The 17317-nt window shown below is 54.6% G+C and carries 12 protein-coding genes and 1 riboswitch; of the genes, 8 read left to right on the top strand and 4 right to left on the bottom strand.

What is annotated here, in order from left to right:
* The first annotated feature begins 80 nt into the window (after positions 1–80).
* The 5 genes from EHV15_RS16750 to EHV15_RS16730 all read left to right on the top strand — a co-directional run bounded on the left by EHV15_RS16750 (position 81) and on the right by EHV15_RS16730 (position 8850).
* Positions 81–1016 (top strand): putative RNA methyltransferase, encoded by a 936-nt coding sequence (locus tag EHV15_RS16750; RefSeq protein WP_128632199.1) that lies wholly within the window; start codon positions 81–83, stop codon positions 1014–1016.
* Positions 1017–1097: 81 nt separating this feature from the next.
* Positions 1098–1658: a hypothetical protein gene (locus EHV15_RS16745; RefSeq protein ID WP_128632198.1), complete on the top strand. Its 561-nt coding sequence runs from the start codon at positions 1098–1100 to the stop codon at positions 1656–1658.
* A gap of 120 nt (positions 1659–1778) precedes the next feature.
* Entirely contained in the window at positions 1779–2609 is an 831-nt protein-coding gene (gene speD, locus EHV15_RS16740) for an adenosylmethionine decarboxylase (protein ID WP_128632197.1), read from the top strand.
* Between the two features lie 381 nt (positions 2610–2990).
* Complete coding sequence (locus EHV15_RS16735; protein ID WP_128632196.1) at positions 2991–5726, top strand: glycoside hydrolase family 9 protein; 2736 nt, start codon at positions 2991–2993, stop codon at positions 5724–5726.
* Between the two features lie 70 nt (positions 5727–5796).
* Positions 5797–8850 carry a glycoside hydrolase family 48 protein gene (locus tag EHV15_RS16730; protein ID WP_425464436.1) on the top strand — a complete coding sequence of 1018 codons (3054 nt, stop codon included), beginning with the start codon at positions 5797–5799 and terminating at the stop codon, positions 8848–8850.
* A 104-nt stretch (positions 8851–8954) separates the two neighbouring features.
* On the opposite strand, the gene EHV15_RS16725 is transcribed toward EHV15_RS16730, so the two are convergent.
* On the bottom strand, positions 8955–10157 hold the full coding sequence (locus EHV15_RS16725; protein ID WP_128632195.1) for a GTP-binding protein: 1203 nt from the start codon (positions 10155–10157) through the stop codon (positions 8955–8957).
* A 223-nt stretch (positions 10158–10380) separates the two neighbouring features.
* On the opposite strand from EHV15_RS16725, the gene EHV15_RS16720 reads away from it, so the two are divergent.
* Together EHV15_RS16720 and EHV15_RS16715 are read left to right on the top strand one after the other, a co-directional pair.
* Positions 10381–11388, top strand: coding sequence for a permease (locus tag EHV15_RS16720; protein ID WP_128632194.1), 1008 nt, complete (start codon positions 10381–10383; stop codon positions 11386–11388).
* A gap of 30 nt (positions 11389–11418) precedes the next feature.
* On the top strand, positions 11419–12276 hold the full coding sequence (locus EHV15_RS16715) for a TIGR03943 family putative permease subunit (protein ID WP_128632193.1): 858 nt from the start codon (positions 11419–11421) through the stop codon (positions 12274–12276).
* Positions 12277–12297: 21 nt separating this feature from the next.
* On the opposite strand, the gene EHV15_RS16710 is transcribed toward EHV15_RS16715, so the two are convergent.
* On the bottom strand, positions 12298–12705 hold the full coding sequence (locus tag EHV15_RS16710) for a NusG domain II-containing protein (RefSeq protein WP_128632192.1): 408 nt from the start codon (positions 12703–12705) through the stop codon (positions 12298–12300).
* A gap of 107 nt (positions 12706–12812) precedes the next feature.
* On the opposite strand from EHV15_RS16710, the gene EHV15_RS16705 reads away from it, so the two are divergent.
* A complete protein-coding gene (locus EHV15_RS16705) occupies positions 12813–13844 on the top strand; it encodes a CobW family GTP-binding protein (protein ID WP_128632191.1) in 1032 nt (343 codons plus the stop codon).
* 89 nt (positions 13845–13933) lie between these two features.
* On the opposite strand, the gene EHV15_RS16700 is transcribed toward EHV15_RS16705, so the two are convergent.
* Together EHV15_RS16700 and EHV15_RS16695 are read right to left on the bottom strand one after the other, a co-directional pair.
* Positions 13934–14980 carry an ABC transporter substrate-binding protein gene (locus EHV15_RS16700; protein WP_128632190.1) on the bottom strand — a complete coding sequence of 349 codons (1047 nt, stop codon included), beginning with the start codon at positions 14978–14980 and terminating at the stop codon, positions 13934–13936.
* A gap of 435 nt (positions 14981–15415) precedes the next feature.
* Positions 15416–16930, bottom strand: coding sequence for a copper amine oxidase N-terminal domain-containing protein (locus tag EHV15_RS16695; RefSeq protein WP_128632189.1), 1515 nt, complete (start codon positions 16928–16930; stop codon positions 15416–15418).
* Positions 16931–17147: 217 nt separating this feature from the next.
* A riboswitch (PreQ1 riboswitch) is annotated at positions 17148–17191 on the top strand.
* The last annotated feature ends 126 nt before the right edge of the window (positions 17192–17317 follow it).

Here is a 17317-nt window from a genome sequence, read left to right as displayed (position 1 = left end):
TTTTTGAAATATAGCTGCCGGGTTTATTTATCTGTGCCTTTTTTCATTCACGTAAATACGAATGAGAATGGGGTGTTTCTATGTCCACCAATGGAAAAATTACTGCATGGCAATCCCTTTTTGCCGAATATGAGCATCTGTTTGTTTGCCCGATCTGTTCCGGCCGCATGGCCGTTGACCATTTAAAAAGCCTGATCTGCCCGCAGGGGCATTGCTTTGATTTGGCCAAGCCGGGGTACGTACATCTGCTGCCGCGCGCCGCCAAAACGACTAAATACGACGGGCGGCTGTTTGCAGCGCGCCAGCTTTTGCACGAGCGCGGTTATTTTGAACCGCTGATCTCCGCCCTTTGCGCCGAAATCGCCAACCGGCTGCCCGCCTTGGCTCCCGATAAACCTGTAATCATGGATGCGGGCTGCGGCGAAGGCTCCCATCTGTCCGCCATTTTGCACACTTTGGGGCATCAACTGCCTGGCACTCCGCTAGGAATCGGCATCGACATTTCCAAAGAAGGCATCCGCCTGGCAGCCAAACATGCCGCGGCAGCCGTCCAAAACGGCCGTAAGGAGCGTCCCGACATCCTGTGGTGCGTCTCCGATTTGGCCAACAGCCCTATTGCGGGCGAGCGGACGCACTGCATTCTCAACCTGCTGTCGCCTTCCAATTATGCGGAGTTTAAACGCCTGCTTTCACCCGGTGGGCTGCTGATCAAGGTCGTTCCTGAGACGGAGTATCTGCAGCCTTTGCGCGAACGGTTTTACGGGGACGGCGCGAAAAAATCGTATTCGAATACCCGCACCATCGAACGTTTTGCGGAGCATTTTGAGCTCGTCCTTTCCCGGCGGATTCAATATCCCGCCACGCTGCGGCATGACGAGATCCGGCATTTGGTGGCGATGACCCCCTTGCTTTGGAATCTGCCGGCGGACCAGGTGTCCCGGGTCACCCGGCAACCACAGCTGACCGTAATGTTCGATTTCCGCATATTAATCGGAACAAAGAAACATCGTGAATAATATCACATACACTCCCTTCAAAATTAATTATTATGGATTTGCAATATAAACCAACGCATTTTTTGAGGGGGAGAAACCAACATGAAAAAAATCGCAGGCCTGGCGTTCACCTTCGCCTTATCGGCAGCTTTGCTGGCAGGCTGCGGCGGCGGCTCCGGAAACAGCGCGGCGGGCGACGCAGCGGGCGGCAATGCGGCAGCGAACCAAACGGCCGACGCCATGACTTCCGCTTCCGTGGTCAACACCAACGACGCCTTTTTGAAAGCGATCGGCGCCGACGGAACCTGGATCATCGCCACGCTGAACGACCTGACCTTTGATCAGGACCTCGTATTGGAAGGCGACTTTACGAACAAAGACGCAAAAGCCCGCAAAATCGCCTTGTACACGCAGGACGCCGATCATAACATCACCGCTTCGTTCAAGCTGACGGCGCCGAAGCTGACGGTCAAAAGCGAAAACGCCCGCATTCAAGGCGGTACATTCGTTGGCGACGTGTATGTCGAAGCTCCAGGCTTTAAGCTGGTGGACGCGACGATTGAAGGAAACCTGTATTTTGCCAGCGAAGAGCTGCAATCGACGTTTGACGCTTCCGACAACGGCAAAGTGACCGGCGTAACGGAAGTGAAAGCAGCGGAATAACAGCATAACCAGACCGCGGCGGACGCGAGTATCCGGGGTTAAAACCCGGCTGCTCGCGTTTTTTTCACGCCAGAATGGGAATAAAAATTAGGGTACACCTATTCTGGAGGGGATTCCCTGATGAAGCTGACGCCGGAGCAGCACGTTCAACTGTATGGATTCAACAATCTGACCAAAACGTTAAGTTTTAATATGTACGATATTTGTTATACCCGGACGAAGGAAGAACGCGAAGCCTACATCGCCTATATCGACGACGAGTACAATTCGGACCGTCTGACGAACATTCTCAGCAACGTGGCGAACATCATCGGCGCCCATGTCCTGAACATCGCCAACCAGGATTATGTCCCCCAGGGGGCCAGCGTCACGATGCTCGTCTCCGAAGGCCCTGTGGTGGAGGTGCCTACCGAATCTTTTGCCGAATCTCCCGGTCCGCTTCCCGAATCCGTCGTCATGCAGCTCGACAAAAGCCATATCACCGTCCATACGTACCCGGAATACGATCCGAACGAAGGCATCAGCACCTTCCGGGCCGATATCGACGTCTCCACCTGCGGCGAAATTTCTCCGCTAAAGGCGCTCAACTATCTGATCCATTCGTTTGATTCGGACATCATGACGATCGATTACCGGGTCAGAGGGTTCACCCGGGATATTAACGGCCAGAAGCTGTTTATCGATCACGATATCAGCTCCATTCAAAATTATATTCCCGATGAAGTGATCGAGCTTTATCAGATGATCGACGTCAACGTGTACCAGGAGCATATTTTTCACACGAAATGCAAGCTGAAGCAGTTTGATTTAAACAACTATTTGTTCGGTTACACGAAAGAGGCGCTGACGTCCGAGGAGAAAAAGGAAATGACGGAAAGACTCGTTGCGGAAATGGATGAAATCTTCTACGGCAAAAATATCGAGCCGGCTCGGGTGGAGGATACCCACTAATCTAAAGGCTGCCCCTGACCAGATCAGGTTACGGGCAGCCTCTTCTATGCATGGAAGTTCAATTGCCTTAAATTTTATAAATGATAGTTCTAAAGTCATATTTTGTAGATTTTTGATAAATATTAGGCTCTTATTATAGAATTCTATGACAGCTTTTGGTATATTATGGTTAGGTCGGATAACTTATCCTCTCGCTAGTCTGCTACTCCCCCCTTATATTGAAACAGAAAGTGAGGTGAACGGATCGTTTTTATTGGTTTAGACGTTACTCCGACCAGCATAATTTTAGATTTTAGGAGAAACGAGAGCTGTTTCGGCCAGTAAGAGCCGCATCTTTTGTTTTCTCGTAGAATCTCTTAAGAAGGAGGATGGAATCTGCAAATGGGCAAAAGGATCAGGAAAGGTGGTATGGTGTCATTCAGCCTCATGATAGCGCTTACCGGATATTCGGGATGGGGCGCTTTCTCTCCGGCAGCAAATGCGGCGGCATCCGATTATAACTATGCCGAAGCGCTGCAAAAATCGATGTATTTCTATGAAGCGCAGCGGTCAGGCAAGCTCCCGGAAAACAACCGTGTGGAATGGCGCGGCGATTCCGGGCTTCAGGACGGCGCGGATGTCGGCCACGACCTGACCGGAGGATGGTACGATGCCGGAGACCATGTCAAGTTCGGGTTTCCCATGGCCTCTACCGCAACCATGCTCGCCTGGTCCGTTTATGAGTACCGGGAAGGATACGAACAGTCAGGTCAGCTTGATGAAATTTTGGATAATATCCGCTGGGCGACGGATTATTTCATGAAAGCCCATACGGCTCCAAACGAACTGTGGGGCCAGATCGGCGATGGCAACGCGGACCACAAATGGTGGGGACCGGCGGAAGTGATGCCGATGGCGCGGCCCGCCTACAAAATCGACGCCGCTCATCCAGGCTCCGATCTGGCCGGAGAAACGGCCGCAGCGCTTGCCGCCAGCTCGATCATTTTTCGGGACAGCGACCCGGCTTACGCGGACAAGCTGCTAACCCACGCCAAGGAGCTGTATAACTTCGCCGACCAATATCGGGGCAAATACTCCGACAGCATTACCGGTGTAAAGGACTTCTACAACTCCTGGAGCGGATACGCCGATGAGCTGAGCTGGGGCGCGGTGTGGCTGTATTTGGCCACCGATGACGAAACGTATCTCGATAAGGCGATCGCGGCCAGCGAGGAATGGGGCACCAACCAGCAGGGCGATTGGGACTACAAATGGACGCATGGCTGGGACGACAAGCATTACGGCGCGCAGCTGCTGCTGGCCCGGATCACCGGCGATCCCAAGTTCGTCCGCTCGACGGAAAAGAACATGGAATTCTGGACGACCGGCGTTGCGGGTACCGGCGAACGCGTCGCGTATACGCCGGGGGGACTGGCCCATCTCGATCAATGGGGCGCCTTGCGCTATTCGGCTAACCAGGCTTTCCTCGCTTTTGTCTATTCCGACTGGGAGAGCGATCCCGCGAAGAAAATAAACGCGCGTTCATTCGCGGAACGGCAAATTCTTTACATGCTTGGCGACAATCCGCGCCAAAGCAGCTATGTCGTCGGCTACGGCAACAATCCGCCGGAGCATCCGCACCATCGTACTTCGCAAGGCTCCTGGGCCGACAATATGAATGTGCCGGAAAACCACCGTCATATTCTGTACGGCGCACTCGTCGGGGGACCTAACAAAGACGATACCTACAAGGATTCGGTCGGCGATTATGTATCCAATGAAGTGGCGACCGATTATAATGCAGGCTTCACCGGCGCTTTGGCGAAAATGATGGTCCTCTACGGCCAAGGCCAGCAGCCGCTTCCCTCCTTCCCCGCTCCGGAAGAGCGCGAGGACGAAATGTTCGTAGAGGCTTCGGTCAATGTCAGCGGCAGCAACTTCGTGGAAATCCGCGCGCTGCTGAACAACCATTCGGGCTGGCCGGCGCGCGCCAGCGAGGACATGTCCTTCCGCTACTACGTCGACCTCAGTGAAGTCATCGATGCCGGATACGGTCCGGAGGACATCACCGTGACGGTAGGAGGATACAATCAAGGGGCCACGGTTTCCCAGCTTCAGCCGTATGACGAGAACAATCATATCTACTACACAACGGTCGATTTTTCGGGAACCCGCATTTATCCCGGCGGACAATCGGCGTCCCGGAAGGAAGTGCAATTCCGCATCGCCGCGCCGCTGAACACGAATTTCTGGGACAACACCAACGACTTCTCGTTTCAGGGAATCGCGACGAATGCAGCTTCTCCGGTCAAAACGCCGTACATTCCCGTGTTTGACGCTGGCCGGCATGTGTTCGGCGAGCTGCCCGCCGGAGGCGGAAATCCGGGAGAACCGACGGCACCGGCCGCTCCGCGCAACGTTCGCGCCGTCCCGGGCGACGCTTTCGTCCAATTGTCCTGGAACGCTGTAAGCGGCGCCGAAACATATTCGGCGAAGAGATCGCTGACTAGCGGCGGTCCTTACGAGACGGTAGGAACGGTGACCGCAGCCACGTATACCGATTCTGCGGTGATCAACGATACGGCCTATTATTACGTCATCACCGCGACAAACGCCGCCGGCGAGAGCATCCCTTCCGCCGAGGTCAGTGCCAAGCCGCACGAAGCGCAGACGCCGGTGGAAGGGGAGTTGAAGGTTCAATACCGCAACAATGACACAAATGCCGGGGACAACCAGCTGCGGCCGCACTTCCGCATCGTCAACACCGGCGATGACGCGGTTCCGCTCAGCGAGCTCACCCTGCGCTACTATTACACCATCGACGGGGACAAGCCCCAGCAGTTCCACTGTGACTATGCGGTGATCGGCAGCGGCAACGTAAGCGGGCGGTTCGTCAAGCTGGATAGCTCCGTAGATGGCGGCGACTACTACTTGGAGATCTCCTTTGCGCCCGGCGCGGGCAATCTGGCTCCCGGGGCGGACAGCGGGGAAATTCAGGCCCGCTTCAACAAAACCGATTGGAGCAATTATAACGAAACGGACGATTATTCCTATAGCGGTACCCAGCAGCAGTTTGGCGACTGGGACAAAGTGACGCTTTACCGGAACGGGACGCTCGTCTGGGGTTTGGAACCCTGAGCCGCAAAATTCCGCCAATTTCTCCATTCAGCGGAACGGATTTGACTAATTTCATGGAAAGGATGATATAATGATGGCGCATTGGACACGATGCAAGAAACCTGCATCAATCCTGATGACCGCAGTGTTATTTTTAGGCGTGGGAACCGGGATGTTTGGTTCCGGTTCGGCAAGAGCCGCTGCCGAAGCCGCTGCCGATACTGCAACAAAAACCGCGGCGGAAACAGTTGCCGATCAAACCGGGGCCGCTTCTGCGGAAAGAACCCGCTTCCTGCAACTATACGACCAGATCAAGGATCCGGCTAACGGGTATTTCTCGGCCGAAGGCATTCCCTACCACTCCGTGGAAACGCTGATGAGCGAAGCACCAAACTACGGACATATGACGACCTCGGAGGCATACAGCTACTGGATGTGGCTCGAGGTGCTGTACGGTTACTATACGGAAGATTGGAGCGCGCTCGAAGAGGCCTGGGATAATATGGAAGAGTATATTATTCCGGTCAACGAAGGCGACGGCAAGGAAGAACAGCCGACGATGAACTATTACAACCCGAACAGCCCGGCTACCTACGCGGCGGAATATCCGCAGCCCGACCGTTATCCTTCGGAGCTCACCGGCCAATACGCAGGCGGTAAAGACCCGTTGGACGCCGAGCTGAAGAAAACTTACGGGAACAACCAGACTTACCTGATGCACTGGCTGCTCGACGTGGACAACTGGTACGGCTTCGGGAATCTGCTGAATCCAAAGCATACGGCAGCCTATGTGAACACCTTCCAACGCGGTGAGCAGGAATCGGTGTGGGAAGCAATTCCCCATCCTTCGCAGGACGACAAGTCGTTTGGCAAATCCGGCGAAGGCTTTATGTCCCTGTTCACGAAGGAGAACCAAGCTCCGGCGGCACAATGGCGCTACACCAATGCCACGGATGCCGATGCCCGGGCCGTTCAGGCCATGTACTGGGCAAAAGAGCTGGGCTACGATAACGAAGAGTATTTGGACAAAGCCAAAAAGATGGGCGATTATCTCCGCTACGGAATGTATGACAAATACTTCCAGGAAATTGGCAGCGCAGCGGACGGCAGCCCGACTCCCGGCAACGGTAAAAATGCCAGCCATTATCTGATGGCCTGGTATACGTCCTGGGGCGGCGGTCTCGGAAACGGTGCCAACTGGGCTTGGCGGATCGGGGCCAGCCACGCCCATCAAGGGTATCAAAACGTTGTGGCGTCCTATGCCCTCTCCGACCCGGATGGCGGCCTGATTCCCGAATCCCCGACGGCCGGACAGGATTGGGACACTTCGCTGAAGCGCCAGCTGGAATTCTACACCTGGCTGCAATCCACCGAAGGAGCGATCGCCGGCGGCGCGACAAACAGCTGGGGAGGCGCCTACAAAGCGTATCCGGCCGGAACGAGCACGTTCTACGGAATGGCTTACGACAGCGCGCCCGTCTATCACGACCCGCCATCCAACAACTGGTTTGGCATGCAGGCATGGCCGGTGGAACGGATCGCGGAATTGTATTATATTCTCGCCTCGAACGGGGACACTTCGTCGGAAAACTTCCAGATGACCAAACAAGTGATCGATAAATGGATCGATTGGTCGATGGATTACATGTTTGTGGACAGCCGTCCGGTTTCCGATGCGGAAGGATATTATCTCGATGAGCAAGGACAACGGGTGCTCGGCGGACAGGATCCGCAAATCGCTACCGTTGAAGCGCCGGGCGAACTCTGGATTCCGGGCAATCTGGAATGGCAAGGCCAACCGGAAACCTGGAACGGGTTCGACAATTACACCGGCAATCCCGATCTGCACGTTGTGACGAAAGACCCGGGTCAGGACTTCGGCGTGGTCGGCAGCTACATTAAGGCTTTGACTTTCTACGCAGCCGGAACGAAGGCTGAAAACGGCAAATATACTGAGCTTGGCGAACAAGCCGAGAAGCTCGCTAAAAATATGCTGGATGCTTCTTGGAACTACAATGACGGCATCGGCATTACGAAGCCGGAGCCGCGCAACGATTATTACCGCTACTTCAAAAAGGAAATCTATTTCCCGGCAGGCTGGAGCGGCAAATACGGACAAGGCAACACGATTCCGGGGACGAATACGGTTCCGTCCGATCCGTCCAAAGGCGGCAATGGCGTATACATCGGTTATTCCGATCTTCTTCCCGAGATCAAAAACGATCCCGACTGGAAATACCTTGAGGAAAAATACAATACGTCCTGGAATCCGCAAACCGAAAAATGGGAAGACGGCAAACCGGAATTCACTTACCACCGCTTCTGGTCGCAAGTCGATATGGCTACGGCTTACGCCGAATACGACCGCTTGATCAACGGCGGCGGCGGTCCGGGCGAACCAACCGCCCCGAAAGCGCCGACGAAACTGAAAGCCGAAGCGGGCGACACCCAAGTATCGTTGTCCTGGAGCAAACCGGCCGGAGCGGACAACTTTACGGTGAAGCGCGCGACGGTGAGCGGCGGACCTTACACGGAAATCGCCACGGTCACAAATGCAGTTTACTTGGATCTTGATGTCGTCAATGACCAAACGTATTATTATGTCGTCAGCGCATCCAATGAAATCGGCGCGAGCCCGGATTCCGCCGAAGTCAGCGCCACCCCAACGGAAAAGCCAAAACCAGTGGAAGGCGATCTGAAACTGAAGTACCAAACGAACGATTCAAATCCAAACGACAATCATATCCGGGCGCAATTTAAGATCGTTAACAATGGAAAGGAAACCGTCAACCTCAGCGATGTGAAGTTCCGTTACTACTTCACGATTGATGGGGACAAAGCGCAGGAATTCCATTGCGACTACGCGGTAGTCGGCAGCGGAAACGTAAAAGGCACCTTCGTGAAGCTGGACGAAAGCGCTGAGGGAGCGGACTACTATTTGGAAGTTTCCTTCGGCTCTGGCGCGGGAAGCCTTGCGCCTGGAGCGGACAGCGGCGAAATTCAAGTCCGCTTCAACAAAATGGACTGGTCCAACTACAGCGAAACGGATGACTTCTCCTACGATCCGACGAAAACATCCTACACCGAATGGGAGCGCGTTCCGCTCTATGTCAACGACACCCTCGTGTGGGGGCTTGAGCCGTAAGGCATACCCCCGTACACGGTAAACGATTTACTTTCTCCTTCTCACCTTCTCATATAGTAAGGCGCGGCCCGGGCATATTTGCCCGGCCGCGCCTTGTTTGTTATTCACTCGGCCGAAATCCAAGGCAGCGGATTCGGGAATGCCGCCCAATCCAGCGTCATTTCCTCATCGCTTAGCAGACAGGCGTCAAGCTTCCGCTCAATCATGCTCCGGTCCATCTCGATGCCGATGAATACGAGCTCATTGATCCGGTCGCCCCAGACGGGATCCCACTTCCCCCGCATGTCGGGCTCCTGCGCGAGCACCTCAAGCTGCTGCTCCTCCGGCAGCGCCGCCAGCCAGTAACCCGCAGGGCCAAACTGGATCGACGGGCCAGCCTGGCTTAAACTGGCCGCCAGATCGGAATCGGCCGCGAGCCAGGCCAGCCCTTTGGCCCTCACGACTTCTTCCGGCCAGTCCGCCATAAAGCGGGCGAGCCGATCCGGATGAAAAGGCCTTACCCGCCGATACACAAACGAGCCGATCCCGTATTCCTCGGTTTCCGGCGTATGATTTTCCCGCTCCAGCTCTTTGATCCAGCCGGCCGACAGGCTCGCCTTGGCAAAATCAAACCGCCCGGTGTTCAAAATCTGTTCCGGCTCCACCCGGCCGTTCACCGCGAGGATGAATTGGGCCGTCGGCTGCAGCTTGCGCAGTACGCCTTCCAGCTCGTTCAGATCATCCTCACCTACCAAATCGCATTTGTTAAGCACCAGGACGTCGCAGGTTTCGATTTGGTCGATCAAAAGATCAACGACATCGCGAGTATCCCCCTCCCCCGCGGCCTGTCCGCGTTCCAGCAGCGTTTCGCCGGAGGAAAAATCATGCCAGAACCGGTACGCGTCCACGACCGTAACCATGCAGTCCAGCTTCGCTACGGCCGTCAAGTCGATGCCGGTATCCGGGTCCGCATAAGTGAACGTCTGGGCGATCGGCACCGGCTCGCTGATCCCGGTCGACTCGATCAGGATGTAATCAAACCGTCCCTCCGCCGCCAGCTTCTGCACCTCCTGCAGCAAATCGTCGCGCAGCGTGCAGCATATGCAGCCGTTGGACATCTCCACCAGCTTCTCCTCCGTTCGCGACAAATTGCCCCCCGCGTTCACCAGATCGGCATCGATGTTGATTTCGCTCATGTCATTCACGATCACCGCAACCTTCATTCCTTTGCGGTTGTTTAATACATGATTCAACAGCGTCGTTTTGCCCGACCCCAAATAGCCGCACAGCACCGTGACCGGGATCGGCTTCTGATGTTCTTTTTTCAAATGTCCGCTTCCTATTGTTTAATCGTAATTATTACGATTTATCTTTTTCATAATATATCTTCCCCTGCGCCCTTTTGTCAACCGGGAAAATTGAATTATTAATGGATTCTGCAAGTTTGGTTCTGAATTCCGGCGCAAATTAATAGTAATGATTATGATTTGGCCAAGCCGTTTTCAAGCCATTATCAGACATTAATTAGAACCCGCGTTGAAGGAGATCGACATGAACAAAATCGCCCTGCCCCGCCGCTTGCTGCCGCTTCTGGTTCCGCTTGCTTTTGCGCTGGCCTGCCTGACGGTCCTTGGACCGGTTCTCCTAAAGCAGGTCCCGCTGAACGAGGTGCAAACGTTCAAAACGAGCTTTATCAGCATTTTACTGGAGGCACTGCCCTTCGTGCTGATCGGAGCGCTGCTCTCCTCGCTGCTTCACCTGTTCGTGTCCGAGAAGACCCTTCGCCGCTTTATGCCCAAAAACCCGGCGCTCGGCATCCTGTGCGCCTGCCTGCTCGGCCTGATCTTTCCCGTATGCGAATGCGGGATGATTCCGCTTATTCGCCGGTTGATCCAGAAAGGGATGCCCGTTTATATGGCGGTCGTGTTTATTTTGTCGGGACCTATCCTGAATCCGGTCGTGTTCAGTGCCACCTACATGGCTTTTCGCTTATATCCCGATATGGTGTACGCCCGGATGGGGTTGGCTTTTGCCGTCTCCGCGGCGATCGGCGCCATCGTTTGGCTCACCTGGAAAGACGCCCCGCTGAAGCTCACTTTTTCCCGAGGAATGGATGAAGATGGAGGGCATACGCCCGGGCATGGCGGCGGCAAGCTGACGGCCGTGTTCGTGCACGCCGCAGACGAAGTGTTCGAAATGGGCAAATATTTGCTAATCGGCTGCATGTTGACGGCGGGCATCCAAGCTTTTGTCGCCAAGGAAAACCTCGCGGAAATCGGAAGCGGGCCGGTCAGCGCCTATGTGTTTATGATGGGGTTTGCTTTTCTGCTGTCCCTTTGTTCTACGTCCGACGCTTTCGTCGCCGCTACTTTCCTGCAGACATTTTCCGGGGGCTCACTGCTCGCTTTTCTTGTGTTCGGGCCGATGCTTGATTTGAAAAACGGGTTGATGCTGCTCTCCGTCTTTAAAACCAAATTCGTCCTCTACCTGGCCTTTCTTATCTGTACGATCGTGTTTACGGGGGCGGTGCTGACGGACGCGCTGTGGTTAAGCCCTTGACGGAAAAGAAACCAAGGAGGTGCCAACCGTATGAACCACCCCCGCGTGATTCGAGCCCACTATTTCGCCAGATCGCTGATCCTGCTCGGGTTCGCCCTGTTCATCGCCCATCTGTCCAAATCGGGAGCGCTCAAATATTATATCGCCCCGACCATGGAGCCATATATCCGCTACTGCCCGATCGCGTTAGTTTTGATGGCCGTCAGCCTTGCTTATCAGGCGTTGTTTCAAAAAGCCGCCGTCCTCTGCGACTGCGAGCGCCCGCTGTCTGCGTCAAGCTGGAAAAACGCCGCGGTCTACGGTCTGTTCCTGCTCCCGCTGCTGTTGGGAGCGCTGCTTCCCGATCAGGCGCTCGGCAGCTCTGCCGCCGCCAAAAGGGGGATGAGCCTGACCTCTCCCCTCTCTGCCTCGGAACAGCTGGAAGCGATGTTTAAAGCGCCCGATCCGTACAACGCCGAATTTGCCGAGCTGGCCAAACGGCTGTACCCGGAGGAGGTTATTGAGATCCGGCCGGAGATTTTCTCGGAAACGGTTGGGGCGATCGAACTGTTCCAAGATCAATTTCGCGGAAAAAAAGTCAAACTGAGCGGGTTCGTGTATCAAGCGCCGGACGCTCATGAATTTATTCTCGGCCGCTTCCTGGTGATGTGCTGCACGGCGGACGCGGCTCCGTTCGGCATTGTCGTGACATCGGCCAAGCCGCTGGGGAATATTCGGGCGGATGCCTGGCTGGAAGTGGAAGGAACGATCGAGCCGCAGATCCGCCAGGGCAAAAACATCATCACCGTTGCCGCCGAACGGATCAAGGAAATCCCCAGGCCGGACACGCCTTACGTGTACCCGAGCGGGGATTCGGTGCAGGTTTGGGAGAGCGGACAAGAGGAATAGTGAGGGTCCGGCAAGGAGCGCTTACCGGACGTAAGCGTCGATTCCGTCATCACCCAGGTCCCCGCCCCCGGTGCTCACGATCTCTACGTACACCCGGTTGGGAACGCATATGATCGTTTCGCCCGGGCGGGAGATGAAACCCATCTGCATCGAAATTTTCTTCGGGCAATCCGCGTAAATCATCTGGATTCCCTGGTCAAACACCTTTAACGTATTGTGGCCGTATTCCGTCCGGATATCGATCGTCTGCTCCGGACCGTCCAAAGGTACGTTTGCGTATGGCTTCCCATCCACCGTTATAACCGCGCTCAGGACGGACGGATCCACCGTTTGCCGGTTTTCCGCCGCCTCCCGGAGCAGCAGCCACACGGAACCGACCAGCACCAGAAACGCCATCAGCAGCACGTCGCCGCGCTTGAGTTTTAACATAACCTCATTCCATTCTTACGAATTAAAACGTAATTGTTACGAATAAACATATATTAGGAGGATGCCTCTCGTTTGTCAATGACATGTACCCGAAAGGAGCTTGCAGGATGCACCCTAACAGTAAAACGCCTGGCACGCCGGTCATCATTTTAAGCGGATTTTTGGGCAGCGGCAAAACGACGCTGCTGCTGAAGTTGCTTGAGGAAGCGGCCAAACGCGGGCTGCGGCCCGGCGTATTAATGAATGAGCTCGGGCGGCTCGATATCGACGGCGATCTCGTGTCCCGCGCATCCGGCATGATCTTTCCGCTGGAAAAGCTGCTGGACGGATGCATCTGCTGTACGAAAAAAGACGAAATCCAAGGAGCGATCGGCAGTCTGCTGCGGCAATCGCCCGACTTGCTGCTGCTGGAGCTCACCGGCGTGGCCAATCCGGAAGAAATCGTGGAGCAGCTTACCGAACCGGAGCTGGTCGGCCGGGTCTATCTCCACCGCGTCATTACGGTCATCGATGCCGAGCATGCGCTTGAATACAACAGCATATTCGCCTCCGACAAACAGCTCGTGCGGACGCTTCGCGGCCAGATCGCCGCGGCCGATGACCTGATCGTCAACAAAAGCGATCTCGTCTCCCCATCCCATCGCGCCAAAGTGGCGGAGATGGCCCGCAAGCACAATACCGCGGCACGGATGCATTACGCCGTCAGCGCCGACGTCCCGCTTGACCCTTTCTTTTCGGGAGTGCAATCGGTCCCCGGCAAAACGTCCGTCCCGGTGAAGCGCTCCCCTTTCCGGGTGATCGTGTCGGGTCACGCTCATTCTCCCGGGGCTCTCCAGGGTGAGCCTGGTGAATCCCCCGCTTCCTTCAGCAGAATCCGCACCGTCGTATTGCCTTTGCCCGAGCCTTTAAACTTTCCGGCCGGCACACTGGAACGGTTCATCAAACAATGGGGCAGCAGCGTGCTTCGGGCGAAAGGCTACCTCCGGTTTTCCCGGCAGGAGCAAACGTATCTTCTCCAATTCGCCGGCAAGCGGTTCCAGTGGGAGCCCGTTGCCTACAGCGGCCGGCATTACCTTGTATTGATCGGCTACGGACTGGAAGAAAAAGCGATCAGCAAGGAATGGGCTCTGCTTGTTTAGCGGCCGCTCGCGGCCTATCGCATGCCAAAAAGCCGCTCCCATCAGTCCAATCGACTGAAGGAGCGGCTTCTTTACGCAAGCAAGTGCGATTATTTCTGATTTTGACTTACGACCAGATTGACGAGAATATCCAGCTGTTTCTCCAGGTTCAGCCCGTCAACCATCCAAAACTCCTTGGTGTCAAGTTTATACACGTGATTGTTTTTGACTGCCGGAAGGTTTTTCCAGATCGAACCGTTCATGACCTCTTGCGCGCGTTCCGCCCCGCCGTCCGGCTCATACACCGTAACGAACATGTGATCCGCCGCATATTCGGGCAGCACTTCCAACGAAATGTCCGCTCCCGTGGTCGGGAACACTTCTTTTGCGATTTTATCAAGCGGCTTTAAGCCAAACATTTCGTACAGATTGTAGCCGGCATCCCGCGTTTTCGGCCATACCCAGAAGTTTTTCGCCCAAATCGAATACGTTCCGACGGTTTCGTTCGGGCCGATGACTTCCTGCAGCTTAGTCTTGGCTTCGTCCGCCTTTTGCTTGTAGCGGGTAATGAACGCTTCCGCCTCTTTCTCCCGGCCCAGCAAGGCGCCGACCGTTTTCACCTCTTCGAGCGGATCGATGCCCTCCCAACCTGTTGTAGCCAGGGTGACGACCGGAGCGATTTTTTTGAGCTGATCCACGGTCTCGGCCGGCAAATAAGTAGGGACGATAATGAGGTCAGGTTGAAGCTCCAGCACCTTCTCCACGGAAACATCACCGACGTTCTCGACGCCTTCCAGCTCCTTTTTCAGCAAAACCGAATTTTCCAGCGCCACCGAACCGGCGCCGACCGGCTTCACGCCCAAGGCCGACAGGTCGCCCAAATGCGTGATCGACACGATCCGCTGCGGGTTCGTTGCTATTTCCACTTGCTCCCCTTTATAGTCCGTGTAAACTTTTGTCCCGGCTTGTCCTTCCGGTGCCTCGCTGTTTCCACCCTGCGTTTTGCCCGCGGCTCCGCCGTTCGCGGCCCCATTTGCAGGAGCGCCGTTTGCCCCATTGGCTCCGGAGTTTCCGCCTTGACCGCCGCAGGCGGCAAGCACGACAGTCATCAACATAATTGTAGCCAAAGTAAAAAAGCGGTATTTAAAAGCGTGCATGTTTCTAATTGATCCCCCATTCATATTCCCACTGATAATGATTATCATTATATAGAGAAACGGGGATTTAATCAATAGAATCCGGGGATAAACGTAACGGATAGGGGGGATAGGCCACTCCTACGAAATGTAAAAATGCAGTTCATTCGCGCCCGACTCGCCTGACAATGGCCCGTCAAATGCAAAAGTGCACTTCATTTCCGGTCAAAAAGCGCTTTTTTATCGAGAAGCCCCAAATCAAATGTACTTTTGCATTTCGATGGACTGTTTCGGGAGAATTTGACAAAAATCGCCTGCACTTTTGCATCTGGGGTAAAAAAGTCTATCGACCTACCTGCTTATATCCTAAAAAAATTGCCCCCGCCACCCAAAGTGACAGGGACAACCATCGCCTGAAGTCAAACTTCAACTAAGCATTCACTTATAAACGTCAACTTAATTCCGTTCCACAGTGATCCATCCGTCGGCGTCGACTTCAACCGTCGCTCCCAGGGCTTCCGCCAGGAAACGCAGCGGCACGTAGGTCGATCCGTCCGTGTGCACGAACACCGGCTCGTTCAACTGAACGGCCTTGCCGCCCACCGCGGCTTGTTTCGAGCCGATCGTCAGGACGATTTCCTCCCCGGTGAGATCGTTGATAACAACGAGCCGCTTCGAGCCTTCCGTCCACTTCACTTCGGCGTCAAGCTGCTCCGACAAGTAGCGAAGCGGCACGAAACCAGTACCGTTTTTGTTGATGAATCCGTAATACTCGCTTTGCGAATCGATCAGCACATATTTATGGCCGATCCCGATTTGGTCCTTAAGCAGATTATAGAGCGGCGTCACTTCTTGGAAATTACGCAAAATTTGCCCCGGCGTTACCTCTCCGTCCGTCACGTCAAGCATGCCTGCGGAGGTATCCACCTGATCGATGGCCACCTCGCCGCCGATGTTCCAGGTTTCGCTCTCACTGTGAACCTTGATCGCCGAAATCGGGAGATCTTCGGAACTTGGCAACGCTACGTTCAGGTCCATCGTTTGCTTGCGGATGTTCAGCTTGCTGTCGAAATACAGGTCCAGCTTAAGCACCGTATCTTTGCCGAGCACAGTGGACAATTCCGGCGCATCGGCCAGCAGGCCGGCGACCTGTTCATCGTAGTTTCCAACGACTTCTTCAAGCCCCTTCTGAATCTCCGCGTAAAGTTCTTCGATGACTTGCGTTTTGGACGTCTGCTCCTCAAGCGACGAAGCGGAATCCTCATCACCGTAAAGATCGTCCATCGCGTTAATAACAGGCAGCACCATATCGTAATACTCGCCAATTAAGTCTTTCAAACCTTGCTCATCCTTGGACAAGCTGACGAGGAGCGGCTTGATCATGCCGATCAACTCGTCGCCGCGGATCTCGGCGTGCAGATTGGTCAGGTTTAACGATTCGCCGTTCACCTGCTCCTGGGTTTGTTTCACGGTGAGGACCGTTGGATTCGGGAAATGCTTGAAAAGAAGCTCCGCCGTCTTCAACGTTAAGTTTTGGACGCCTTCTTCATAATTCCCCATACCCATTTCTGCGGACAGCGTGTCTTCCATCGATATGTACAGCGGTTGCTTAGCTCCTTCGATCTGGAACGCAATCCCTTTATCGGCATCCACCGACATCAGAAACGGGATGTTCCCGCCCTGGAATCCGACCGAGCCTTTGATGGACACATGATCTTTATCCTGCACCTTGGCGTTGTCAATATTGAAAGATAAAGAATTGATCAGTTCGATAGCTGCCTTGTCCTCGGCGGACAAGTTCCCCGAAGACGGCACCAGTTCCACCTTAAGCGTCTGCTTCGATTCACTGGATGTCGGGTTCAAACTTCCGGCCAGCGCCTTGCTGACGTCGAAACCGCCCACAGCCTGACATCCAGTCAGCGCCACCAGAAGCAAAATCATGGGGATGGCCAGCCATTTCATTTTTTTCATCGTTCAACCTCCTTTGTTCTAATCTATTCCATTATCGGTGATATCCCCTGTTTTGTGAACAGCAAACCGCCATATCGCTTCCAAAGAACTACCTGCGTTCGATCAGCCCCCCTTTCCAGCGATAAAAATTATGTTATAATGAAGCTTGTGCCTAATGCCCCTCGCATGAAAGCACCCAATTGAAGAAGAATCCATGCTGGCCGGATGCGGCTAAGGCATGGGAGAGGTTCGAGAACTCCCTCTATAAAAAACTATAAAACGCCCTATCTTATGGAGGGGTTGATTTTGGCGTTCCGTTCATCAGCGCGAAAGTGCGAAGGGGACAGCCGAAACACCCGCCGGAACCGGGCTTGTTTTTTTGTGACCAGTTCAAGAACTCTCTTTCTT

This window comes from Paenibacillus oralis (assembly GCF_003863965.1).
Lineage (GTDB): Bacteria > Bacillota > Bacilli > Paenibacillales > Paenibacillaceae > Fontibacillus > Fontibacillus oralis.
This window is presented reverse-complemented; position numbering and strand designations above follow the sequence as displayed.

Bases quoted from the DNA above. Each gene is read 5' to 3' on its own strand.
- EHV15_RS16750 (WP_128632199.1), top strand. From the start codon at position 81: ATGTCCACCAATGGAAAAATTACTGCATGGCAATCCCTTTTTGCCGAA.
- EHV15_RS16745 (WP_128632198.1), top strand. From the start codon at position 1,098: ATGAAAAAAATCGCAGGCCTGGCGTTCACCTTCGCCTTATCGGCAGCT.
- speD (WP_128632197.1), top strand. From the start codon at position 1,779: ATGAAGCTGACGCCGGAGCAGCACGTTCAACTGTATGGATTCAACAAT.
- EHV15_RS16735 (WP_128632196.1), top strand. From the start codon at position 2,991: ATGGGCAAAAGGATCAGGAAAGGTGGTATGGTGTCATTCAGCCTCATG.
- EHV15_RS16730 (WP_425464436.1), top strand. From the start codon at position 5,797: ATGATGGCGCATTGGACACGATGCAAGAAACCTGCATCAATCCTGATG.
- EHV15_RS16720 (WP_128632194.1), top strand. From the start codon at position 10,381: ATGAACAAAATCGCCCTGCCCCGCCGCTTGCTGCCGCTTCTGGTTCCG.
- EHV15_RS16715 (WP_128632193.1), top strand. From the start codon at position 11,419: ATGAACCACCCCCGCGTGATTCGAGCCCACTATTTCGCCAGATCGCTG.
- EHV15_RS16710 (WP_128632192.1), bottom strand. From the start codon at position 12,705: ATGTTAAAACTCAAGCGCGGCGACGTGCTGCTGATGGCGTTTCTGGTG.
- EHV15_RS16705 (WP_128632191.1), top strand. From the start codon at position 12,813: ATGCACCCTAACAGTAAAACGCCTGGCACGCCGGTCATCATTTTAAGC.
- EHV15_RS16700 (WP_128632190.1), bottom strand. From the start codon at position 14,980: ATGCACGCTTTTAAATACCGCTTTTTTACTTTGGCTACAATTATGTTG.
- EHV15_RS16695 (WP_128632189.1), bottom strand. From the start codon at position 16,930: ATGAAAAAAATGAAATGGCTGGCCATCCCCATGATTTTGCTTCTGGTG.